A 21,975-nucleotide genomic window follows, 5' to 3' on the forward strand; every position below is an offset into this window, starting at 1 on the left:
GCATCTTAGCCGTTAAACTCACCCCAATATTGATCAGCAAAAACCTTGATGGATAAATTATATTGAAAAGAGAAGCGCTTAACAGGTGATCTTTACCACGATTGGCAGTTACAATTCCCATTGAACAGGGGATCAGTCTTATGCATCATCAATATCTCAATGAACCTATGGTACTCGATGTCGCACAGGCGTCGTCATTGATCATAACGTTACCAAGCAACATGAGTGATTTTATTGTGCTTGAAACGATGGGAGCTCCCTTACTTGAGCTGATTGTCGTTTCACAAACTCCACCACAGATTGCAGTGCGCCTTCAACCGATTTTAGGGTTAAAACTAAACACAACTTCTGTTGCAGACGCAGGGCTAAGTGCTCCTGTATCAAGGTGCTTGGGTCAAGGTGTACGGCTTTATCATCGAATGGGGACTGCCCCTAAATTTGTTGCCCAAGAGCTTCGGGCAGGAATTTTAATTAAAGTTGATGTGAGAGAAAGTGTAACATTCTCTTTGCAATCGGCATCAAAGTTCGAGTTTGTAACACTTGAATCCGACGTCAGAGGCTTACATGAGCCGAGAGTACTGATGATGGCTAAGGCTATTCTTGCTAGGGAGTACGATTACGGTGCGACATCGGAATCCCTTGCGGTTTACCTCACCGAAATTGAGCAGATAAGATTGGAGTTACAAGCATTTTTACGGGGTGAACTTGGTCAATACCATACTGGCTTAGCTGAAGAGGCCGTACGATTAGATCCATTACTGCAACAGAAGCGCCAATGGCTTTTTCGAACTTATACCCACATGTTTGAGCGCCCGAGCTTTAGTCGCGCCGCAAATGATAGTCAGAATATCGACAAAGCCTTAAGGAAACTTGAGTGTTTTGAGCTACTCGCTTCTCCTGAATTACTGCAAATGGTCGAGCGATTAATGGAAGATGAGATATAAGCTTGACATCCCCCATTTTAAATAGAGTTAATCAATGCAATATATATGTCCTTTGTGCGCGTTACCCCTCACCCTAACACAACGAACTTGGGGATGCCCGCAGGCACACAAGTTTGACATGGCGAAAGAAGGTTATGTCAATTTGCTTCCCGTTCAGAAAAAAAACTCGAAAGATCCAGGTGATAATCAGCAAATGATGTTTGCTCGTCGGGAGTTCTTAAATGCGGGTTATTATCAAATCTTAAGTGATAGAGTTAATCAACTGGCACTCCAATATGCCAGTAGTGCACAGCAGATCCTTGATATAGGTTGTGGTGAGGGTTACTACAGTCATCGTTTATATAATGCCCTTGTTGCTCATCATTTTTGTTATTTACAGGGCGTTGATATCTCTAAGTCGGCAATAAAATATGCAGCCAAGCGCTATCCTAACTTAAGCTTTTGTGTAGCGAGTGCCTATGAAATGCCGATTCCATCTAATAGCATTGATTTAGCGATTCGAATTTATGCACCATCAAAAGTAGAAGAACTTCAGCGGATCATGGCACCTAGCGGCATTCTTATCACGGTATCGCCTGGGCCTTTGCATCATTTTGCGCTAAAACAACAGATTTATGACCAGCCAAGATTGCATCCTGAGTCTGAGGCCAGAGTTGATGGATTTGAATGCCTACATCAAGAGCGGCTTAGCGCGCAACTCGATCTTAATGACAGTAAAGATATCGGCAATTTTCTCGAAATGACTCCCTATGCGTGGAAGTTTACCGCAGAGCAGAAACAAGCATTTTCTCAGAGCGGATTAAGCTGTGAGTTAGATTTCCAGATTGAAGTACATCGCATTTCAGTCTAGGGGCTGATTTTAACCTATTGAAATAAATTATTTAAAATGCTTTACTGTCAACGCTTAAGCCGTAAGAACATATTGTTCTGCGAGCCGGTAGCAAAACCTTAAAAGGCTTTGTTTAAATAAATTTTTCAAAGTGTCGCAGTATGTTGACTTATCTTTAGAATGGTTTATAGTTTTACTAGCTTGAAGGTTGGGCTTATATTTATGTGTTCAATACGACCCGTTCGTCCTGTAAACATAAGTAATACCGGCATTTTCCAGCTCCACCGCCGTTAAGGCTTTAATTTTTTATTTACAGGATTTATATCATGTCTCAAGTAACTGGTGTAGTTAAGTGGTTCAACTCTGACAAAGGTTTTGGTTTCATCGAGCAAGAATCTGGTCCAGACGTATTCGTTCACTTCCGTGCAATCAACTCTGACGGTTTCAAAACTCTTGATGAAGGTCAAAAAGTGTCTTTCACTGTGACCCAAGGTCAAAAAGGTCCTCAAGCTGAAAACGTAACCGTAATCGGTTAATTTTCAGTGCTGTTAGCCTAGGCGCTAATAGCAATGGATTTAAGAGCTGTGGTTTTTACCATAGCTCTTTTTATTTGTGCTGTTTTATCTTAATACTTACATCTCTCATTTCTATCATTTCTCTCATTTTTAAGACCTCGTTCAGATTAATCTGCTGTTAGCTGTTATCATTTTTCCCGTGAATTTTGTTTATTTCGCTGTTAACGATATTAATAAATACATAAGCTTGGCTTGAAAATTGACTATTTACGTACGCGAACATTCAGGGCGATAACTGTCAGCCCACAGCCATATTGCAGTGCCGTGGACCGTTGCTTAAGGATGGATAGTGACTTCATTAGGAGTCGAGTTTATCATCCGCGACTTTATAATGTGGGTCATCCAACAGATTCACTTCAACAAGATCACCTGCCTTATGAAGTAAGGCTTTACAATCAGCACTTAAATGCACCAAATGTAGTCTTTTGCCTATGGACACATAACGCTCTGCAAGCGTATCAATCGCTTCTAAGGCGGAGTGATCGGCTACGCGAGAAAACTTAAAATCGATGACGACATCCTGTGGATCCTGTGAAGCATCAAATAACTCGAGGAAACTCGCGACAGAACCGAAAAACAGTGGTCCATTAAGCTCATAGACTTTCCAGCCTTGAGAGTTTTGAGTCACTTTGACGCTAATGTGTTTCGCATGCTGCCAAGCAAATACCAGCGCGGATACCACTACTCCCACAAATACAGCAAAGGCGAGATCAGTAAACACAGTTACTGTGGTTACAAGAATGATCACAAAGGCATCATGTTTGGGCACTTTGCCCATAAACTTAAAACTTGCCCATTCGAATGTACCGAGTACAACGATAAACATCACCCCAACGAGGGCTGCTAACGGAATAATTTCGATAAAGGCTGCACCAAAGAGAATAAATGCCAGTAGGCCAATGGCCGCGGTAATCCCTGATAACCTGCCGCGGCCACCAGAATTAATATTAATCATCGATTGACCGATCATGGCACAACCACCCATAGCCCCAAAAAAGCCGCTGGTGATGTTACCTACACCTTGGCCAATACATTCTTTATTGCTGCGTCCTCGGGTATGGGTCATCTCATCGATAACCGTCAAAGTTAACAGGGATTCGATTAATCCGACTGCGGCTAAAATAAAGGAATAGGGCAGAATGATATAGAGCGTCTCAAGGTTAAAAGGTACCTGTGGGATTGCAAAGCTTGGGAGTGAGCCTGCAATTGTCGCATTCTCGTCACCACTCATAGTCTTGAGAAAATCCAATACGTTACGAGTATCAAGATCAAAGCTAACGACAATAGCCGTGACGCTAAGAATTGCGACCAACGAGGACGGTATTGCAGTGGTCAGCTTAGGCAAGAAATAAATAATTGCCATGGTTAATGCTACGAGACCTAACATTAGCAACAACGGCTCTGGTGGTAACCAGACTAAGTTTCCAGCAGTGTCTTTTACTTTAAACTGGCCAAGTTGTGCCAAAAAAATCACAATGGCGAGGCCGTTTACAAAACCTATCATCACCGGATAGGGTACGATGCGAATAAATTTCCCCAGTTTAAAGATGCCAGCGCTGATTTGGATTAATCCTGCCAGCACGACAGCCGCAAATAAGTATTGCACGCCATGTTCAACCACTAAGGACACCATGACCACGGCCATCGCTCCTGTTGCACCAGAAATCATCCCAGGTCGACCACCAATCAGTGCGGTGACCAATCCCATGATAAAAGCCGCATAGAGGCCCACCATAGGTTCAACATTGGCAACAAAAGCAAAGGCAACGGCCTCAGGGATCAGTGCGAGTGCGACGGTTAGCCCTGAGAGTATATCGGCTTTGTAGCTAGATGTTTTGTGGCGGAAGAGATCGAACATGAAACCTCTGTTACTGGTGTGTAGACAAAATAAGCCGCGCATACTATCAAAGAAACTGATTGAGCTAAACCTGAAATATGCCTTAATTAGCTGAAAATAAAAAAGCCATGCAGATGCATTAATGCCGATCAGTTAAGACAGATCGCTTGACGATTTCGCTGAAAAGATCAAAATCCGATGACCTCATGTCATCGGATTTTTTATGCAACTCTCAGAAGCACTCGCCCGTACTCATATTACCCGCCTAACCGAATTCACCTGCTTAGCAGATGTGTTAGAACCTGAGTTAATTCAATCTTGCCTAGACTCTCAGGGCGTTGCGACGTTAAGACGGCGTAAATTGCCGATGGACGCGATGATTTGGGCCGTTATCGGAATGGCTTTATTCCGAGGGGAGTCTGTTCGGTCACTCATCAACAAACTCGACATTGTTTTGCCGCAAGAGATTGATTATGTTGCACGCAGCGCCGTGACTCAGGCGCGTAAACGATTGGGCAGTGAGGTTATTAGAGAAGTCTTTAGCCGCAGCGCCAATACCTGGCACGCGAGAGCTGAACATCCTCATTGGTGCGGTCTTAACTTGTATGGTGTTGACGGTGTCGTGTGGCGGACACCCGATAGTGTTCAAAATCAAGCCGCCTTTGGACGAACCGCCAACGCTTCAGGCGAAGCGGCTTATCCGCAAATTCGCATGGTTTGCTTGATGGAATTAAGCAGCCATTTATTGATCAACAGCGCCTTTGATTCGGTTGCCGAAAATGAAATGAACTTAGCGTCCCAGCTCATTCCTAGCATTCCTAATCACAGCCTAACCCTATTTGACCGAGGATTTTACTCGCTCGGCCTGCTGCACGCTTGGCAGCAAGCGCAACCTGATAGCCACTGGTTGTTGCCATTGAAGAAAGGCACTCAATATGAGGTGGTGCGAACGCTAGGAAAGCATGACCAGAGGGTGAAACTCACCACGACACCTCAAGCCAGAAAGAAATGGCCGCAGCTCCCTGAAACTCTTGAAGCGCGTTTATTGACTAAGACAGTGAAAGGTAAGTCAGTCGCCATTTTGACCTCGTTGACAGACCCGATGCGTTACCCCAGCGAAGACATCGTCGACTTATATGCCCATCGATGGGAAATCGAACTGGGCTATAGAGAGATGAAACAACATCTACTGGAGAGCCGTTTTACGCTCCGCAGTCAACTACCGGAGCTGGTGACTCAAGAGTTATGGGGCGTGCTACTGGCCTATAATCTCATTAGATATAAGATGTTGCTGATGGCTAAAAGCTTGCCATCGGTCCATCCCAATCAACTGAGTTTTCGGGATGCGGCGAGTTATATCATCTTCAAGTTGACACAACTGTCATCACAAACACCGGGGAATGTCCCGAGAGACGTATTGGATATAGAACGAAATGCACGGCAATTTAAGCTGGATGGTAAACGGGAAAGGGCATATCCACGAGTCCTTAAAATGAGCAAAAACAAGTTTCCGGTTAGACCAAAGAAAAATGCCGTTCACTCTTAAGTGAACGGCATTATGCAGATGCATGGCTTTTTAGATTGTGGAAGGGTCCTATGGACGAGCCATATCCGATTCAGCACTATTGCTGTGTTTCAGCTTAGGTTCAGTGGCTTCAGCGGTGGCGGTATTTTCATACTCACGGCCTTTAGGCACTTCAACCTGCGCTCTGACTTCTACCGTTGGTTTGGTCATTTCAGATGACACCATAGCACCAAAACGGCTAGACGCTTTCGGTTTGCTGACGACAACTTCCGTTGGTTGAGCCGTAGCAGCTTGCGCCATTACAGGTTTTGCCTGAGGTTTAACAAACGCTGCAGGTTTCGCCATCGGTGCTGATGCGACTGATTTTACCGCTTCTTTCGGCTCAGTCTTTTCTGTAACAGGTGTCACTTCTTCGGCTTTTGCTTCAGGAGTTATATCAGTCACTATTTGCATAGCCTCTGTGGCTTGCACTGCTGGTTCTGTTGCTGATTGTGGCTCGGCATCAGATGCTTTAACCGTTTCAGCGGCCTTATCGTTAACTACAGGTTTAGATGTGACTTCAGCGACAGCAGCATCAGACTTAATTTCCGCGGAGGATTCAGTTACTGTGGTGTTTGATACCGTGCTTTCTGTCGCTATGCTTTGAGAGACTGCGGCTTCAGTTGAGGAGATCACATCAGCAGTGTGCACAATTGGCGCAGGCTGCGTTGCTGTAGTCTCCACTTCAACTGCAACCGTTTCAGCCACGGTTTGCTCTGTTAAGTTAGCCGTTTCAACAACTGCAGTTGGTGCTGGATAGTCTTGATCTTCGCCTAACGCATCATTAGGAATGAACTGCGCAGGAGCCGTTGTGCCTTGTTCATCTTCATCGCGGCGACGGCGTTGGCCAGCAGCTCGCAGATGGCGAGGACTACGGCGGCTACGACGTTGTCCATCACGGGATTCACGTTTGGCTTTGTCATCTGCATCAACATTTGCTTCGGCGTTATCTTCATCAATGGCCGCTGGTTGAGTGTCTAACTTAGCATCCACTTGAGTGTCTGCTTGGCTTTCAACAACAGGCATATCAACAATAGCATCGGCTGGCTTAGTTTCTACGACATCAGCAGCTTCTGATACTGTGGTGTCGCCGACCTCATTCGCAACCGTAACCTCTTTACGTGGCTGGCGGCGGCGCGGCGCTTTCACTTCCGGTTCAACTTCTACCGTGACATCGGCATTGATTGCAACCAACTCAGCTAAAATCGCTTCTTCCTGAATTGACGTTTCTACAACATCTGTGGTGTTGTCGATACGAACTTTACGGCGCATATTACGGCGCTGACGACGTTCACGGACGACCTCTTGCTTTGGTGCTTCGTCTTGAACATCCGCAATCACTTCTTTAACTGCTTGATTGCGGGGTTTAGGCTCAGGCTTAGCACGTTTCGCACTTTCATCCTTTTCACGGATTGGGCGCTCTTGAGCTTGTGGTGCATCGGCGACTTTTTTGGCATTACGAGTACGTGGCTCGCGAGTACCTTCTTTCGCTTTTTCAGTATCTTGTGGATTGCGAGTACGGCGAGTGTCGTTACGACGATTGCGACGGTTGGCATTCGTGGCTTGACTGTCTGGCTTCTTAGTCTCGGTGCTCTTTTCTGCGACTGCGTTATCACTTGAGCTAAAGAAAGCACCAATTGCACTGAAGAGTTTACTGAAGAAACCCGGCTGTGCGGTTTCAACTTTGGCAACTGGTGCAGTGTCTTGTTCCACTTTTTGTGGAGCAGCAAAGCCTTTTAGGGCTGGAGCTGGCGCCGCAGTACGTTCCAGTTTACGTGGCTCGTACAATTTTGCTTCAGGCTGTTCAATGCGCTTGTAGCTGGATTCGTCGATTTCATCGTCGGTGCGGTGACGGATCACACGATAATCTGGGGTCATCATATGTGGATCTGGGAGCACATAGACTTCCACGTCATGGCGTTGTTCGGTGATACGAATCGCTTTACGTTTCTCGTTAAGCAGGAATGCAGCTACATCGACAGGCACAATGGCTTCGATTTGTGAGGTATTTTCTTTGATGGCTTCTTCTTCCATCAAACGCAGAATCGACAACGCTAAAGATTCAGTACTGCGGATAGTGCCTTGGCCATGACAGCGAGGGCAGATATGTGCAGCGGATTCTTCTAATGATGGACGCAGACGCTGGCGTGACATTTCCATCAAACCGAAACGAGAAATACGACCTAATTGAACACGAGCGCGGTCATGGTGCACGGCATCACGTAGGCGGTTTTCGACTTCACGTTGATGGCGCACTGGCGTCATGTCAATAAAGTCAATAACCACTAAGCCACCTAAGTCACGTAGACGTAATTGACGGGCAATTTCATCGGCGGCTTCAAGGTTGGTATTTAATGCGGTTTCTTCGATATCGCCGCCCTTGGTGGCACGGGCAGAGTTGATATCGATAGAGGTTAAGGCTTCAGTTGGGTCAATGACGATTGAGCCACCCGATGGCAGACGTACTTCACGTTGGAAGGCTGATTCGATTTGCGACTCGATTTGGAAGTGAGTGAATAACGGTACTTCAGCTTCGTAGAGTTTTACACGTTCAACAAAATCAGGGCGCACAAGTGCTATATGCTGTTTGGCTTCTTCGAAAATACGTGGATGGTCGATTAAAATTTCCCCGACATCACGGCGTAAATAGTCACGAATGGCGCGAACAATCACGTTGCTTTCTTGGTGAATGAGGAAAGGTGCGCCTTTGGTTTGCGCCGCTTCAGTGATCGCCGCCCAGTGGTGTTGCAGAACTTTTAAGTCCCACTTCAGCTCTGTCGACTCTTTACCCACACCAGCGGTACGGACGATAAGGCCCATACCAGCAGGGACTTCTAAATCGGCCATAGCTTCTTTTAATTCAGTGCGCTCATCCCCTTCGATACGGCGAGAAATACCGCCTGCACGTGGGTTGTTTGGCATTAACACTAAGTAAGAACCAGCAAGGCTAATAAAGGTGGTCAACGCCGCGCCTTTGTTGCCACGTTCTTCTTTGTCAATTTGAACAATAACTTCTTGTCCTTCACTGACGACTTCTTTGATGTTTGGGCGACCTTGGAATGAATAACCTTTAGGGAAATATTCTCTGGCAATTTCTTTTAATGGTAAAAAGCCGTGGCGATCAGCACCATAGTCTACGAAAGCGGCTTCTAAAGAGGGCTCTACGCGGGTGATCTTACCCTTGTAAATATTTGATTTTTTTTGCTCATGACCAGGACTTTCAATATCGAGGTCGTACAGTTGTTGCCCGTCAACGAGGGCAACACGCAACTCTTCTGATTGAGTTGCATTGATTAACATACGTTTCATGATGACGTCATTCTTCTTTAAATGGAGGTCATCAAACAATCTCGTTTCGTTGCATTACGGGCCTAGCTGTGGTGAACAAAGCCTCACGGCTGGTGAGCTAGGCAAGGTGCGCATTACTGTTAGACGCAGTCGCTGCGTGTCGCATCCTATTTATGGCTTATTTTTTAATGATTACAAAAACAAGGAATTCGTTGTAAAACATCAACCAACCCCATAAATTCTTTAATTTCGTTCCGGTAATGCCCAAGTCGAATCGGTTTGTCTGACGACAAGTTAAAATATATTTCGAAATCGGTGAGAAAAGCTTTAGATAAACCTTGATAAAGTAAGGTGAGATTCTCGATTTAATCGTAAAAAACGCATTTGTGGTATTTTTACTCAGTATACGATTTGCAAATCAATGATTTGCTATCAAGAAAATCTTTTTTGATCTATAAAACTTTTCACTTGGGACAGGGAGTTTGTGAACACTTTATTCACGGCTTATCCCTAATCGCTGGTGAAATATAGCAATAATCAAAAAATTCAGCAATGGAAAGGCACAATTCTTGTGAGTTGTTGTACAATGGCCGCCGTTATAAGTAGATGGCACATCATGAATACAGAATCTCCACAGCAACAGGTGCAGTTGATCACTATTGACGAAGACCACCTCGACCAACGAATTGATAATTTTTTAATCACAGCGCTCAAAGGTGTACCTAAGAGCATGATTTATCGTATCGTCCGTAAGGGCGAAGTACGGGTGAATAAGAAGCGCATTAAGCCAGAATATAAATTACAAATTGGTGATGTGGTACGTGTGCCACCCGTGAGAATGGCTGAGTCTGATAATCGGACCGCGCCTTCGGCTAACTTGAGCAAAGTGTCGCAACTCGAAGATCGTATTTTGCATGAAGATAATCATCTTATTGTGCTCAATAAACCTGCGGGTATTGCGGTTCATGGCGGCAGTGGTGTTGATTATGGTGTGATTGAAGCGCTGCGCTCCTTACGTCCGCAACAGAAGTTTTTAGAGTTGGTTCATCGCCTTGATAAAGATACCTCTGGCGTACTGTTAGTCGCTAAAAAACGCAGTGCGCTTAAACATATGCACGATCAACTGCGTTATAAAAAAATGCAGAAGGATTACTTAGCTTTAGTTAAGGGGGAGTGGTCGGCGCAGGATAAAGTGGTCAAACAACCTTTATTAAAGCTGACACTTAAATCCGGTGAGCGCATTGTGCGAGTCAATGCAGAAGGCAAACCATCAGAAACGCGTTTTAAAATTGTGCAGCGTTATCAAGGTTGTACATTGGTGCAGGCGAGTCCTGTCACGGGACGTACTCATCAAATTCGCGTGCATTGTCAATATGCCGGGCATCCCATTGCCTGTGATGATAAGTACAGTGAGCAAGCTTTCGATGACAGTATGCGCTCGCTTGGCTTGAGTAGATTGTTTTTACACGCTGCAGAATTAATGTTTATCCATCCTGAAAACGATGAAGTGATGCGGGTTTCTGCACCACTGGATGATAATCTGCAGCAACTGTTGAATAAGTTAAAGCGGGTTTAATTCCCGCTCCTCTCTCTATATACCCGTGGATAACCTTGAAGCATGAAGGCTGCCAACCATTCTACCCTGCGTAAATATGATTTAGTGATTATTGATTGGGATGGCACTTTGATGGATTCCATCGGCAAGATCATTATTTGCATTGAGAATATGGCTAGGGCACTTGCGCTGCCTGTTCCTGCTGAGGCGGATATTCGTAATGTGATTGGCTTGTCGATGACGCAGGCGTTACAAGTGTTGTTTCCTTGCGGATTATTGTCTTCATCACAGCGATTATCGGCGTTTCCTGAAGAGGATATGTCTACTGCTTCTACTGTCAGCACTGGCACTGACGAGTGTTACATCACGATGCGCGCCGAGTTTAAGACGCAGTATTTGCATCTTGATACCACGCCAACGCCAATCTTCGACCAAGCACCACAATTGCTCGAATCATTATCTGCAAAGGGTTATCAGTTAGCCGTGGCGACGGGGAAGGCGAGAGCTGGTCTGGTGCGCGTATGGGAACAATCTGGATTAGGGCATTACTTTATTGCCTCCCGCTGCGCCGATGAAGCGCAGAGTAAGCCCCATCCTGAGATGATCATCAGCCTATTGCAGGAGCTGGGCATTCAGCCTGAGCGTGCTTTGATGGTCGGTGACTCTTTACTGGATTTAACCATGGCAGAGAACGCAGGTATCGATAGCATCGGTGTGACTTACGGCGCCCATAGTGAAGCGGTATTACGACAAGCTAAGCCGATAGCATTGATTGATTCACCGCAGCAGCTCCTTCAGCATTTATAAGCATTATGCTAATACATCTATGCCTTGGCTGAGCAGCATTTCCGTGAGTAAGATTAAAGGTAATCCCACGAGCGTATTAGGATCTCGTCCTTCTAAACGATTAAAGAGTGCGATGCCTAAACCTTCACTTTTAAAACTGCCTGCACAGTAAAACGGTTGCTCTTTATCCACATAAGCACTGATTTGTGATGCTGTAAGGTGCCGAAAATGCACTGTAAAATGCTCAACTTGGGCATTCATTTCACCCGTTTGAGCATTATAAAGCGCAAGACCTGTGTAAAAGGTAATGGCTTTCCCCGAGGCTTGACTGAGCTGCTTAATCGCATTGTCGCGATTTAATGGCTTACCGATGATCTTGCCATCGATCACGGCAACCTGATCGGAGCCAATAATCAGACCATCAGGACAATATTTTGCACCAGCTTCTGCTTTTGCCTGCGCTAATCGTTGTACTAAGGCTTGCGCTGACTCATTAGGCAGTGAGGTTTCATCAACCTTGGGATCGCAGCACTCAAAGGGTAAGCCTAATTTGTTCAGCAGTGCTTGCCGATATACGGAGGTGGAGGCGAGGATTAACTGGGGCGTCATCATTAATAATCCATTAGAAAACTTCACTTATTGTCGCCAATCTGGATGATTGAATGCAAGCAGTGGTAACAGAAGCCGTCACTTTAGGAAGGTAATTGAGGATTCTTTCGGTGAATGCGGCTATTTTAGACGGCTTACGCTTGTGTGCCGCCCCCTGCTTGGGTAAAATTTCGCTTCCATTAATTCAATGTTGGGGCTAGAGAATCGCTTAAGTTGCAAACTGGGACTTAAGTAAGAAATTTTTCTTTGACTCTAGCGTTTTCAAACTATAATATGCGCGCCTTATGCAAACAGTAAAGATACCGGTTTCAATTGATCCTATTCGCGCCGCCTCGAGCCGTTCTACCTATGAGGGGATTGTGCCCGGGCAGCAATTGAAAAGATTAAATGAGTTATGTGCCGGCGACTGTTCCGATGTGGCAGTGTCGCTTGAATGTGGCGTAGATTTGCAGGGGATAGTCTACCTGAAAGGGAAGGCTGTGACGGAGCTCACTCTGGTTTGTCAACGTTGCATGACATTATTTACCACTGAGGTTACGGTCGAGTTTTGCTTCGGTCCATGCCGGACTAAGGCAGAAATCGATGAGCTCCCGGATGCGTATGACCCAATTGAGTGCAATGAGATTGGCGAAGTACGTCTGCATCAATTGATCGAAGATGAATTGATAGTCGCTATGCCCATCATCCCGATGCATGAAGAAACTGATTGCAATATCGGGTCAATGGATATAGTTGTAGGCGAGATCGAACCCGCTCAAGAGGAGCGTCCAAATCCGTTTGCAGTGTTAGAAAAACTGAAGAGCAAGTAATCTAGGAGACAGGGCCAATGGCTGTACAACAGAATAAAAAATCTCGTTCAAAGCGCGGTATGCGCCGTTCACATGACGCACTGAGCACTGCTCAGCTGTCTGTAGACGCTACCAGCGGTGAAGTCCATATGCGTCACAACGTGACTGCTGATGGTTTCTATCGCGGTAAAAAGGTAATCAACAAGTAATTTGTTGGTTTCCTAATGACGAGTCTGACGCTCGCGTTAGATGCGATGGGCGGCGATCATGGCCCCCACGTCACAGTGCCTGCAGCTTTGCGGGCACTAAAATCTCATTCTTCCCTTAAAATCATTTTAGTCGGTGATAAGACTGAAATAGATGTCTATCTGCACCAAGCAGAACAAGAGTTACTCTCCCGTATTGAAGTCATCCACACCGATGAAGTGGTGAGTATGTCTGACAGGCCCGTGCACGCTTTGCGCACTCGTAAAAATAGTTCGATGCGTTTATCAATTGAACTGGTGCGAGATGGACGTGCTGCTGCGTGTGTGAGTGCGGGAAATACCGGCGCGTTAATGGCGATGGCCAAGGTGCTGTTAAAAACCTTGCCCGGCGTGGACAGACCTGCATTGGTCAGTTGTTTACCCTCCGTGACGCAAAAGCCAGTTTATTTATTGGATTTAGGTGCCAATATTTCCTGCGATTCCGAAACGCTATTCCAATTTGCCGTGATGGGCTCAGTACTGTGTGAGGCCGTGGATAAAAAATCCCGCCCTAAAGTCGCACTCCTTAATGTGGGCACAGAAGAAATCAAAGGCAACGATCAGGTTCAACAAGCGGCACAAATACTGCAAAACACTGATCAGATTAATTACACCGGCTTTATTGAAGGTGATGAAATCTATTCTGGGAATGTTGATGTGATCGTTTGTGATGGTTTTGTGGGTAACATCACGCTCAAAACCTCTGAAGGCATTGCCAAGCTATTGGTACATCAGTTAAAACGGGGCCTAACTCAAGGTTTCTTCGTGCGTTTTTTGGCAAAACTCATCGCCCCCCGCATTCAGGCGGTTCTCAGCCAGATGAACCCCGACCACTATAATGGTGCAAGTCTGATAGGATTGCGCGGCATAGTTGTAAAGAGCCATGGAAATGCGGATGAAACTGCCTATTTACAAGCAATTAGTTTGGCAGTGACTGAAGCGCAACGTCGACTCCCCGAAATGATAAAAGATCGTTTGGAGTCGATTCTTTTAGATATAAATAACTGATTCCTCCTTATGCATACAAAAATTCTCGGAACTGGTAGTTACCTACCGGTGCAGGTGCGTAGTAATCAAGATTTGGAAAAAATGGTGGAAACCAGTGACCAATGGATTGTTGAACGCACTGGTATTTCAGAGCGCCGCATTGCAGCGCAAGACGAAACTGTCTCAACGATGGGCTATCAGGCGGCATTAAATGCGTTAGAGATGGCCGGTATTGAGGCATCAGATTTAGATATGATCATTTGCGGTACAACCAGTGCGGCAAATGCATTCCCTGCCGCGGCCTGCGAAATCCAAGCCATGCTCGGTGTGCATACCATTCCAGCCTTTGATATTGCGGCGGCTTGTTCAGGTTTTGTGTATGCCTTATCGGTTGCGGACCAATTCGTTAAAAATGGTACCGCGAAAAAAGTATTAGTGATTGGTGCTGACGTTTTATCCCGTCTGTGTGAGCCGGAAGATCGTACCACCATCATTCTGTTTGGGGATGGTGCGGGGGCGGTGGTTATCGGTGCTTCCGATGAGCCCGGGATTATTTCAACCCATATTTATGCCGATGGTCGTCAAGGCGATTTGCTTAAGTGCGCTTTCCCACCACGTCAGGGGGAAACCTCTGAAGCGGTTGGTTTTATGACGATGAAAGGCAATGACGTCTTTAAAGTGGCGGTGACCCAGTTATCCCATGTCGTGACTGAAACCTTGCGCCTGAATAATATCGATAAGTCGGAAATCGACTGGTTGGTTCCCCATCAGGCTAACTTCCGCATTATTAATGCCACGGCGAAAAAGCTAGACATGAGCTTAGATAAAGTGGTGTTAACCCTTGCTAAGCATGGTAATACCTCGGCGGCTTCGGTACCTATTGCTCTGGATGAAGCTGTGCGTGATGGTCGGATCCAACGTGGTCAGCTCTTGCTGCTCGAAGCCTTTGGCGCTGGTTTTGCGTGGGGCAGTGCGCTCGTCCGTTTTTAATCGTATCTGTATACGAATAAATTCCTGCTCATCGTTATCTTGGTTAGCTGTCCAAGATAACGGTTTAGTGTTCAATAAATTAAGTTCGCCATAGGTAATTTGATATGGAAAATGTAGCTTTTGTATTCCCAGGCCAAGGTTCACAGGCCCTAGGCATGTTAGCCGAGCTGGCTGCTGTACAGCCAATAGTGGGACAAACCTTTGCCGAAGCGAGTGAGGTGCTAGGGTATGATTTGTGGGCATTAGTGCAAGACGGCCCCGTTGAAACCTTAAATGAAACCGATAAAACTCAGCCTGCTTTATTAGCGGCAAGTGTGGCGATTTGGCGTGCCTATGTTGCCTCTGGTAAATCTATGCCTGCGATGTTAGCGGGTCACAGCCTAGGTGAATATTCTGCATTAGTTTGTGCTGGTGTCATCGACTTTAAAGATGCGATTAAACTGGTTGAGCTACGTGGTCAATTGATGCAGCAAGCCGTACCCGCTGGTACTGGCGCTATGTACGCGATTATCGGTCTAGATAATGACGGTATTGCTAATGCGTGTATTGAAGCCGCTCAAGGCGAAGTGGTAAGCCCAGTTAACTTCAACAGCCCTGGCCAAGTGGTTATCGCCGGTCAAAAAGATGCGGTTGAACGCGCCGCTGCGGCCTGTAAAGCGGCGGGCGCCAAAATGGCGGTAGCCTTGCCTGTTAGCGTGCCATCACACTGCGCATTAATGAAACCTGCTGCTGATAAATTAGCTCTTGCGTTAAACGATGTGCAGTTTAATGCGCCGACCATTACCGTTATTAATAACGTAGATGTGGCATCACCCACTGTGGTTGCCGACATTAAAGATGCACTGGTGCGTCAACTGTATTGCCCTGTACGCTGGAGCGAAACCGTTGAATTAATGGCCGAAAAAGGTATTACCCAGTTAGTTGAGTGTGGTCCTGGTAAAGTATTGACAGGTCTTGCGAAACGCATTAATAAATCTCTTTCTGCCCAAGCAGTTAATGACGTTGCATCTCTTGCCGCGTTAACTGAATAAGGAGTTTGTATGAGTATCAATCTGAGTTTAGCGGGCAAAGTTGCCTTAGTGACAGGCGCGAGCCGTGGTATTGGCCGTGCGATTGCCGAAACCTTAGTCGAAGCCGGTGCGATTGTGGTTGGAACTGCCACAAGTGAGAAGGGCGCCGCAGCAATTCAAGAATATCTGGGTGACAAAGGTTTTGGTTTAGTGCTTAATGTTACCGATAGTCAATCCGTCACCGATTTATTCGATTCGATCAAAGAAAAAGCGGGTGATGTTGATATTCTAGTCAACAACGCGGGTATCACCCGTGATAATTTGCTGATGCGAATGAAAGATGATGAATGGAACGATATCATCGATACCAACCTGACATCATTGTTCAGACTATCAAAACCTGTGATGCGTACCATGATGAAAAAGCGTTTCGGCCGGATCATCAATATCGGTTCAGTGGTAGGCACTATGGGCAATGCAGGTCAAGTTAACTACTCGGCAGCAAAAGCTGGTTTGATCGGATTTACAAAATCTCTTGCAAGAGAGGTTGCATCTCGTCAAATTACAGTTAATGCTATCGCTCCTGGATTTATCCAGACCGATATGACTGATGAGCTGACCGAAGATCAGCAAAAAGCTATCATGTCTCAGGTTCCGATGGAACGATTAGGGCAAGCGCAAGAAATTGCCAATGCCGTACTCTTCTTGGCGTCGGACTCTGCCGCTTATATCACAGGCGAGACTTTGCATGTGAATGGCGGAATGTACATGGTTTAAGGGCGGATGGCAGGGATACTGTCGCAACTGAGTAGTGATCTGTATCAATTGGTCGCTAAATTTCGTGGTTAGACCACGAAAACTAAGCTTGCATTGTCAGCCAAATCTAATAAACTACTCGCAATCTTACGCAAGTGCGTAATTTGAATAGGAAAGAAAACTAATGAGCAACATCGAAGAACGTGTAAAGAAAATCATTGTAGAGCAACTGGGCGTTAAAGAAGAAGACGTTAAACCAGCGGCATCTTTCGTTGACGATCTGGGTGCAGATTCTCTGGACACTGTTGAGTTGGTTATGGCTCTGGAAGAAGAGTTTGATACCGAGATCCCTGATGAAGAAGCTGAAAAGATCACTACTGTTCAAGCAGCGATCGATTACGTTTCTAAGAATCAGTAATTCTGAATTCTAGAGAACAGGCGGCAAATATGCCGCCTGTTTTTGTTTTATCCCCGCCTAATTCTGCAATAGTGCCATTCAATCGTCTCTGGAAGCTGTGTTGAATTTATCCATGAGATGCTCGCCGCAGATTGGCGAAGACATTTTAATGATAGAACCGCATTTGTCTGTCATAACTTAATCTATTTAGCATTCAAAAGGTGACTGCCGTGTCTAAACGTCGTGTAGTGGTAACCGGTTTAGGGTTAGTAACGCCCGTGGGCAATACTGTCGACACTACTTGGAAAGCCCTGCTTTCGGGTAAGAGTGGGATTGCGCCCATAACCAAATTTGATGCCAGCGAATTTACCACTCGTTTCAGTGGTTCTGTAAAAGATTTCGATGTTGAGCAGTACTTAACTAAAAAAGACGCCCGCAAAATGGACCTCTTTATTCAGTATGGTATGGCTGCGGGCATCCAAGCTATCCAAGACTCAGGTCTGGATATGAGCAAAGAAAACCCTGGCCGTGTGGGTACCGCAATCGGTGCTGGCATGGGCGGTATGTGGTTGATTGAACAAAACCACAGCGCGCTATTAAGTGGTGGCCCTCGTAAAATTTCGCCTTTCTTCGTGCCAAGCACCATTATCAATATGATTGCCGGCCATTTATCGATTATGTACGGTATGACTGGCCCTAACTTTGCCGTCACTACCGCCTGTACTACCGGTGTGCATAATATCGGTTTTGCGGCGCGCACTATTGCCTATGGCGATGCTGACGTAATGGTTGCCGGTGGCGCCGAAGATGTGACTTGTCCACTCGGTGTTGGTGGTTTTGGTGCGGCCAAAGCGCTGTCAACCCGTAACGATGACCCAACGGCGGCCAGTCGCCCATGGGATAAAGACCGTGATGGTTTTGTCATCGGTGATGGTGCGGGTGTGATGGTGATGGAAGAATACGAGCACGCGAAGGCGCGCGGTGCGACCATTTATGGTGAACTCGTCGGCTTTGGTATGAGTGGTGATGCGTTCCATATGACATCGCCTCCAAGTGATGGAGCGGGCGCTGCGGCCGCTATGGTCAATGCAGTGAATGATGCTAAGCTGCCATTTGAAAAAATTGGTTATATCAATGCGCACGGCACTTCAACGCCTGCGGGTGATAAAGCTGAAGCGGCTGCGGTGAAATCTGTGTTTGGCGATCATGCCTACAACCTGCTTGTCAGCTCGACTAAGTCTATGACGGGTCACTTGCTGGGCGCTGCGGGTGCGGTTGAAGCGATTTTCACTCTGCTTGCGCTGCGCGATCAAGCCGTACCACCGACCATCAACCTCGATAATCCAGATGAAGGCTGTGATTTAGACTTCGTGGCGCACACTGCCCGTGATGTAAAGTTAGAGTATGCTCTGTGTAACTCCTTCGGATTTGGTGGCACTAACGGTTCATTGCTGTTTAAGAAAGTCTAAACAGCGGTTAGCTCGATAAAAAATGCGCCTACTGGCGCATTTTTTTATGCTCGAATTGTGCCTGATATCACTTTCTAACCTGCTGATATCCAAATAGTTAACCTTTGTTCATCAAGCTTGTTTAATGCCCTTTGCCGCCGATAATGACAGGCATATTCTATTTAAAAGGAAATCTGTCATGTTAAACCCTCTGGTGATCCCGCTTGTGCCTATCGTTGGTGCCGTAACCGCAAATTTGACCGAATTAATTCGTGGTGAATCCAAAGCTTGGCATCCTAATATGGATATCGGCATGAAGACCTTCACCTTTGCGATTGCGGCATATGTGTTGGTGTGGTTCGCGTTATTGGTGACCGCCATCAGTGTCGGTGGCAGCAACCATATGTCATCGGGATTTGAAGTGATTGGGCTGTTTTTGGCTGGGTTGGGTGTTTACACTTATGGCAAGGGCACTCGCTTTGTTAGCAGTCAATTACAGCTGTGGTTGTATCGCCTGGCGTTGCCGGGATTATTACTCTCCTGTGGGTTGATAAGTTACTTTGGCTAAATCGGTTCTCTTCACTGGGACAATCGTAATTATCTTTACGCTATTGCGCATTTCTATCGTAAACTCAACTTATTGCAAAATCATTGAGCCACAGAGGCTGAATAAGTTGAGGTTATATGGCTGGTATCGATAGACAAATTACCCTGAGATTTTTGTCAGAACCCGCAGATGTGAATTTTGGTGGTAAGGTTCACGGTGGCGCTGTGATGAAATGGATTGACCTTGCGGCTTATGCCTGTGCTGCGGGCTGGAGTGGTAAATATTGTATTACCGCCTATGCGGGTGGAATTCGATTTGTTCAGCCAATCCTCGTGGGAAATATCGTCGAAGTCAGCGCTAAGGTGATTTATACCGGTAAGACCTCGATGCACATCGGTATTGATGTGCGGGCAGGGGATCCTAAGGTCTCTGAGCGTCATCTCACCACTCACTGTATCGTCATCATGGTTGCCGTGGATGAAAACGGACAACCGACACCCGTGCCTGAATGGGTGCCGCAGACTGAATATGATATTCATCTGCGTGATTCCGCACTGCGCTTAATGGAAATGCGCAAGAAAATTGGCGCCGAAATGGAAGCACACGTACAAAAGTGATTTGGGTTAGTTATAAAAACAAAGGCGCCTCTGTGCGCCTTTGTTGTTTCTGTCGAACACTGCGTTTGTTACCAAGGGCATTTTTACTCTGACGCTCGCCTAATCGAGTGCTACACTGCCGCCACAGTTTTAGCTACAGATTGACCTTTTAAGTTGAAACACTTGCTCGCATTTTTTTAGTTTGGGTCGGGTCTTTCTCGGAGTAACATAAGCGCGCATCCTGTGTGTCGTTAATCTATTGTGTTAATTCAGTGAGGTTAAATGAACGCAGTGCAAATGTGTGGTGTAAAACGTTTCACCTTGTTTATCAATTAAAGGAGTTCCTCATGGCAAAAGTCGCATTTATTGGTTTAGGCGTAATGGGTTACCCCATGGCAAGACACTTACTCAACAAGGGCCATGAGGTTACTGTGTATAACCGCACTTTTGCCAAGGCACAAACCTGGGTCGAGAACTACGGTGGTCGCTGCTGCCCAACGCCTAAAGAGGCGGCAATCGGCCAAGATATTGTTTTTACCTGCGTAGGCAACGATAACGACTTGCGTGAAGTGGTATTAGGCAATGATGGCCTGATCCATGGTATGGCTCAAGGCACTGTATTGGTGGACCATACGACGGCTTCAGCCGATGTGGCCCGTGAATTACATAAAGTGCTGGCCGAAAAAGGCGTCGATTTTCTCGATGCGCCTGTATCGGGTGGCCAAGCTGGTGCCGAAAATGGCGTACTGACTGTGATGGTCGGGGGCGATCAAGCTGTGTTCGAGCGTGTTAAGCCCGTTATCGAAGCGTTTGCGCGTTGCGCTGAGCGCTTAGGTGAGGTTGGTGCCGGCCAACTCACTAAGATGGTCAACCAAATTTGTATCGCAGGTGTGGTTCAAGGCCTTGCCGAAGCGCTGCAATTTGCCCGTAAGGCCGGTCTTGACGGTGAAAAAGTGGTGGAAGTGATCAGTAAAGGTGCGGCGCAAAGCTGGCAGATGGAAAATCGCTACAAGACCATGTGGGGCCAAAGCTATGATTTTGGTTTTGCCGTCGATTGGATGCGTAAGGATTTAGGCATTGCCCTAGAAGAAGCTCGCCGCAATGGCTCGCACTTACCCTTAACCGCACTTGTGGATCAGTTTTACTCAGAAGTTCAAGCCATGGGCGGTAATCGCTGGGATACCTCAAGCTTGTTAGCCCGTTTTGAGAAAAACACTAAGTAGGCGGTTATTGCCAAATAGATGACCATCGTGAATTTGATGGCATAAAAAAGCCCAGTCATGCACTGGGCTTTTCATTGATGAGGTGATAAAGACCGATTAGTCTGCCCAGCGAATATGGGTAACTAAACTGTGACTCTCGCCGGGAGCCAGCGTTAATTTATCTTCAAGCACATTGGCGGCCTCTAAACACACCATGGTGAGATAGTCATCGTCATTAAAGCGGGCAAGACGGGTCGATTTTTCAATCCAAGGGTTCCACAGCACGGCCGAGTGGCTATTTTCACGGCTCACTTCAATCACACCTTTGGGCGTATGTAAGTGTTGTACTGGACCTAGGTTGGTGTAAACGCGGTCGGTTTCGCGGTCAAATAGCACGTCATCCGTCGTTTGCGGGTAAGGCCCTTCGGAAAACTCAATATATTGAGCACCGCTAAAACCAGTGGCTTTAAGCTGGTGAATATCTTCAATCGGAAAATAGCTGTGTAACGCTTGGGTGAGTGTAACCGGTACATCGCCAAGGTTAGTGTTAACTAAGCTGATACTTAAGGTTTCACCTAAGGTAAAGAATACGTTGACTTGGGTATGGTGCGGCCAAAAGATCTTATCTTCTTCGCTGATGGCTAAGCTAAAACGTAAATCCACCAGTTGATTACGCATCTCAACCGACTCGAGTGTCCAAATTCGGGTGCGGGCAAAACCATGTTGCGGGAAATTAGCTTGATTGCTCATACCAAACCAAGGCCAGCAGACGGGCACTCCGCCACGGATCCCATTACCGGGTTGATAGTCATCCGCTGAAGACACCCATAACAAGGGGGGCTTACCTACGGGTTGAAAATGATCGATTTGCGCGCCCTGTAAAAAAATCCTTGCTTGGCATAACGCAGTGTTCACTTCGACATAATCGAGCCCGTTTGCGTGTTTTTTGGTGGTAACAGAACCCATAGTAACAATATCCTCAACCTGATGACGTATCAGCAATACAGACACTTAGCTTACAA

Annotated in this window: 21 protein-coding genes; 17 read left to right on the forward strand and 4 right to left on the reverse strand. The window is 46.4% G+C overall.

The genetic code is table 11. The annotated features are described in order from the left end of the window. The first annotated feature begins 140 nt into the window (after positions 1-140). The 3 genes from FJD32_RS09445 to FJD32_RS09455 all read left to right on the forward strand — a co-directional run bounded on the left by FJD32_RS09445 (position 141) and on the right by FJD32_RS09455 (position 2,309). Positions 141-944: a hypothetical protein gene (locus FJD32_RS09445; RefSeq protein WP_140907645.1), complete on the forward strand. Its 804-nt coding sequence runs from the start codon at positions 141-143 to the stop codon at positions 942-944. Positions 945-978: 34 nt separating this feature from the next. Beyond that, the gene (rlmA, locus tag FJD32_RS09450) at positions 979-1,794 is read left to right on the forward strand and encodes a 23S rRNA (guanine(745)-N(1))-methyltransferase (protein WP_047536693.1); all 816 of its coding nucleotides are present in this window, start codon (positions 979-981) and stop codon (positions 1,792-1,794) included. Between the two features lie 305 nt (positions 1,795-2,099). Continuing rightward, positions 2,100-2,309, forward strand: coding sequence for a cold-shock protein (locus FJD32_RS09455; protein WP_011072720.1), 210 nt, complete (start codon positions 2,100-2,102; stop codon positions 2,307-2,309). Positions 2,310-2,646: 337 nt separating this feature from the next. Here FJD32_RS09455 and FJD32_RS09460 read toward each other — a convergent pair whose 3' ends face one another. After that, the gene (locus FJD32_RS09460) at positions 2,647-4,206 is read right to left on the reverse strand and encodes a SulP family inorganic anion transporter (protein ID WP_069455172.1); all 1,560 of its coding nucleotides are present in this window, start codon (positions 4,204-4,206) and stop codon (positions 2,647-2,649) included. A gap of 202 nt (positions 4,207-4,408) precedes the next feature. Here FJD32_RS09460 and FJD32_RS09465 point away from each other — a divergent pair, with 202 nt between their 5' ends. Further along, the gene (locus tag FJD32_RS09465; protein ID WP_205403043.1) at positions 4,409-5,731 is read left to right on the forward strand and encodes an IS4-like element ISSba6 family transposase; all 1,323 of its coding nucleotides are present in this window, start codon (positions 4,409-4,411) and stop codon (positions 5,729-5,731) included. A 48-nt stretch (positions 5,732-5,779) separates the two neighbouring features. Here the strand turns inward: FJD32_RS09465 and rne are convergent, their stop codons facing one another. After that, complete coding sequence (gene rne / locus FJD32_RS09470) at positions 5,780-9,058, reverse strand: ribonuclease E (protein WP_140907568.1); 3,279 nt, start codon at positions 9,056-9,058, stop codon at positions 5,780-5,782. 595 nt (positions 9,059-9,653) lie between these two features. On the opposite strand from rne, the gene rluC reads away from it, so the two are divergent. Next, the gene (gene rluC / locus FJD32_RS09475; protein ID WP_069455170.1) at positions 9,654-10,613 is read left to right on the forward strand and encodes a 23S rRNA pseudouridine(955/2504/2580) synthase RluC; all 960 of its coding nucleotides are present in this window, start codon (positions 9,654-9,656) and stop codon (positions 10,611-10,613) included. Between the two features lie 42 nt (positions 10,614-10,655). Further along, positions 10,656-11,399 (forward strand): HAD-IA family hydrolase, encoded by a 744-nt coding sequence (locus FJD32_RS09480; RefSeq protein WP_140907569.1) that lies wholly within the window; start codon positions 10,656-10,658, stop codon positions 11,397-11,399. Positions 11,400-11,402: 3 nt separating this feature from the next. Here the strand turns inward: FJD32_RS09480 and FJD32_RS09485 are convergent, their stop codons facing one another. Then, on the reverse strand, positions 11,403-11,987 hold the full coding sequence (locus FJD32_RS09485; RefSeq protein ID WP_080612399.1) for a nucleoside triphosphate pyrophosphatase: 585 nt from the start codon (positions 11,985-11,987) through the stop codon (positions 11,403-11,405). A gap of 284 nt (positions 11,988-12,271) precedes the next feature. Here FJD32_RS09485 and yceD point away from each other — a divergent pair, with 284 nt between their 5' ends. The 11 genes from yceD to FJD32_RS09540 all read left to right on the forward strand — a co-directional run bounded on the left by yceD (position 12,272) and on the right by FJD32_RS09540 (position 20,974). Next, entirely contained in the window at positions 12,272-12,796 is a 525-nt protein-coding gene (yceD, locus tag FJD32_RS09490; protein ID WP_011072716.1) for a 23S rRNA accumulation protein YceD, read from the forward strand. 17 nt (positions 12,797-12,813) lie between these two features. Then, a complete protein-coding gene (rpmF, locus tag FJD32_RS09495) occupies positions 12,814-12,984 on the forward strand; it encodes a 50S ribosomal protein L32 (protein ID WP_011072715.1) in 171 nt (56 codons plus the stop codon). A 15-nt stretch (positions 12,985-12,999) separates the two neighbouring features. Continuing rightward, a complete protein-coding gene (gene plsX, locus FJD32_RS09500) occupies positions 13,000-14,028 on the forward strand; it encodes a phosphate acyltransferase PlsX (RefSeq protein ID WP_037419691.1) in 1,029 nt (342 codons plus the stop codon). A 9-nt stretch (positions 14,029-14,037) separates the two neighbouring features. Further along, positions 14,038-14,997: a beta-ketoacyl-ACP synthase III gene (locus tag FJD32_RS09505; protein ID WP_037419694.1), complete on the forward strand. Its 960-nt coding sequence runs from the start codon at positions 14,038-14,040 to the stop codon at positions 14,995-14,997. Positions 14,998-15,101: 104 nt separating this feature from the next. After that, positions 15,102-16,028, forward strand: coding sequence for an ACP S-malonyltransferase (gene fabD / locus FJD32_RS09510; RefSeq protein WP_140907570.1), 927 nt, complete (start codon positions 15,102-15,104; stop codon positions 16,026-16,028). A 9-nt stretch (positions 16,029-16,037) separates the two neighbouring features. Next, positions 16,038-16,784 carry a 3-oxoacyl-ACP reductase FabG gene (gene fabG, locus FJD32_RS09515; protein ID WP_011623152.1) on the forward strand — a complete coding sequence of 249 codons (747 nt, stop codon included), beginning with the start codon at positions 16,038-16,040 and terminating at the stop codon, positions 16,782-16,784. Positions 16,785-16,947: 163 nt separating this feature from the next. Beyond that, positions 16,948-17,181, forward strand: a complete 234-nt coding sequence (gene acpP / locus FJD32_RS09520; protein WP_006081231.1) for an acyl carrier protein — start codon at positions 16,948-16,950, stop codon at positions 17,179-17,181. Between the two features lie 209 nt (positions 17,182-17,390). Further along, complete coding sequence (fabF, locus tag FJD32_RS09525; RefSeq protein WP_037427243.1) at positions 17,391-18,629, forward strand: beta-ketoacyl-ACP synthase II; 1,239 nt, start codon at positions 17,391-17,393, stop codon at positions 18,627-18,629. Positions 18,630-18,807: 178 nt separating this feature from the next. Then, positions 18,808-19,176 (forward strand): hypothetical protein, encoded by a 369-nt coding sequence (locus tag FJD32_RS09530; protein ID WP_037419714.1) that lies wholly within the window; start codon positions 18,808-18,810, stop codon positions 19,174-19,176. Between the two features lie 116 nt (positions 19,177-19,292). Continuing rightward, positions 19,293-19,772 carry an acyl-CoA thioesterase gene (locus FJD32_RS09535; RefSeq protein WP_037419717.1) on the forward strand — a complete coding sequence of 160 codons (480 nt, stop codon included), beginning with the start codon at positions 19,293-19,295 and terminating at the stop codon, positions 19,770-19,772. A gap of 326 nt (positions 19,773-20,098) precedes the next feature. Continuing rightward, positions 20,099-20,974 (forward strand): NAD(P)-dependent oxidoreductase, encoded by an 876-nt coding sequence (locus FJD32_RS09540; protein WP_055647217.1) that lies wholly within the window; start codon positions 20,099-20,101, stop codon positions 20,972-20,974. Positions 20,975-21,070: 96 nt separating this feature from the next. Here the strand turns inward: FJD32_RS09540 and FJD32_RS09545 are convergent, their stop codons facing one another. After that, the gene (locus FJD32_RS09545; protein ID WP_055647218.1) at positions 21,071-21,919 is read right to left on the reverse strand and encodes a D-hexose-6-phosphate mutarotase; all 849 of its coding nucleotides are present in this window, start codon (positions 21,917-21,919) and stop codon (positions 21,071-21,073) included. Between the last annotated feature and the right edge of the window lie 56 nt (positions 21,920-21,975).

It is taken from the genome of Shewanella sp. LC6, assembly GCF_006385735.2.
Lineage (GTDB): Bacteria > Pseudomonadota > Gammaproteobacteria > Enterobacterales > Shewanellaceae > Shewanella > Shewanella xiamenensis.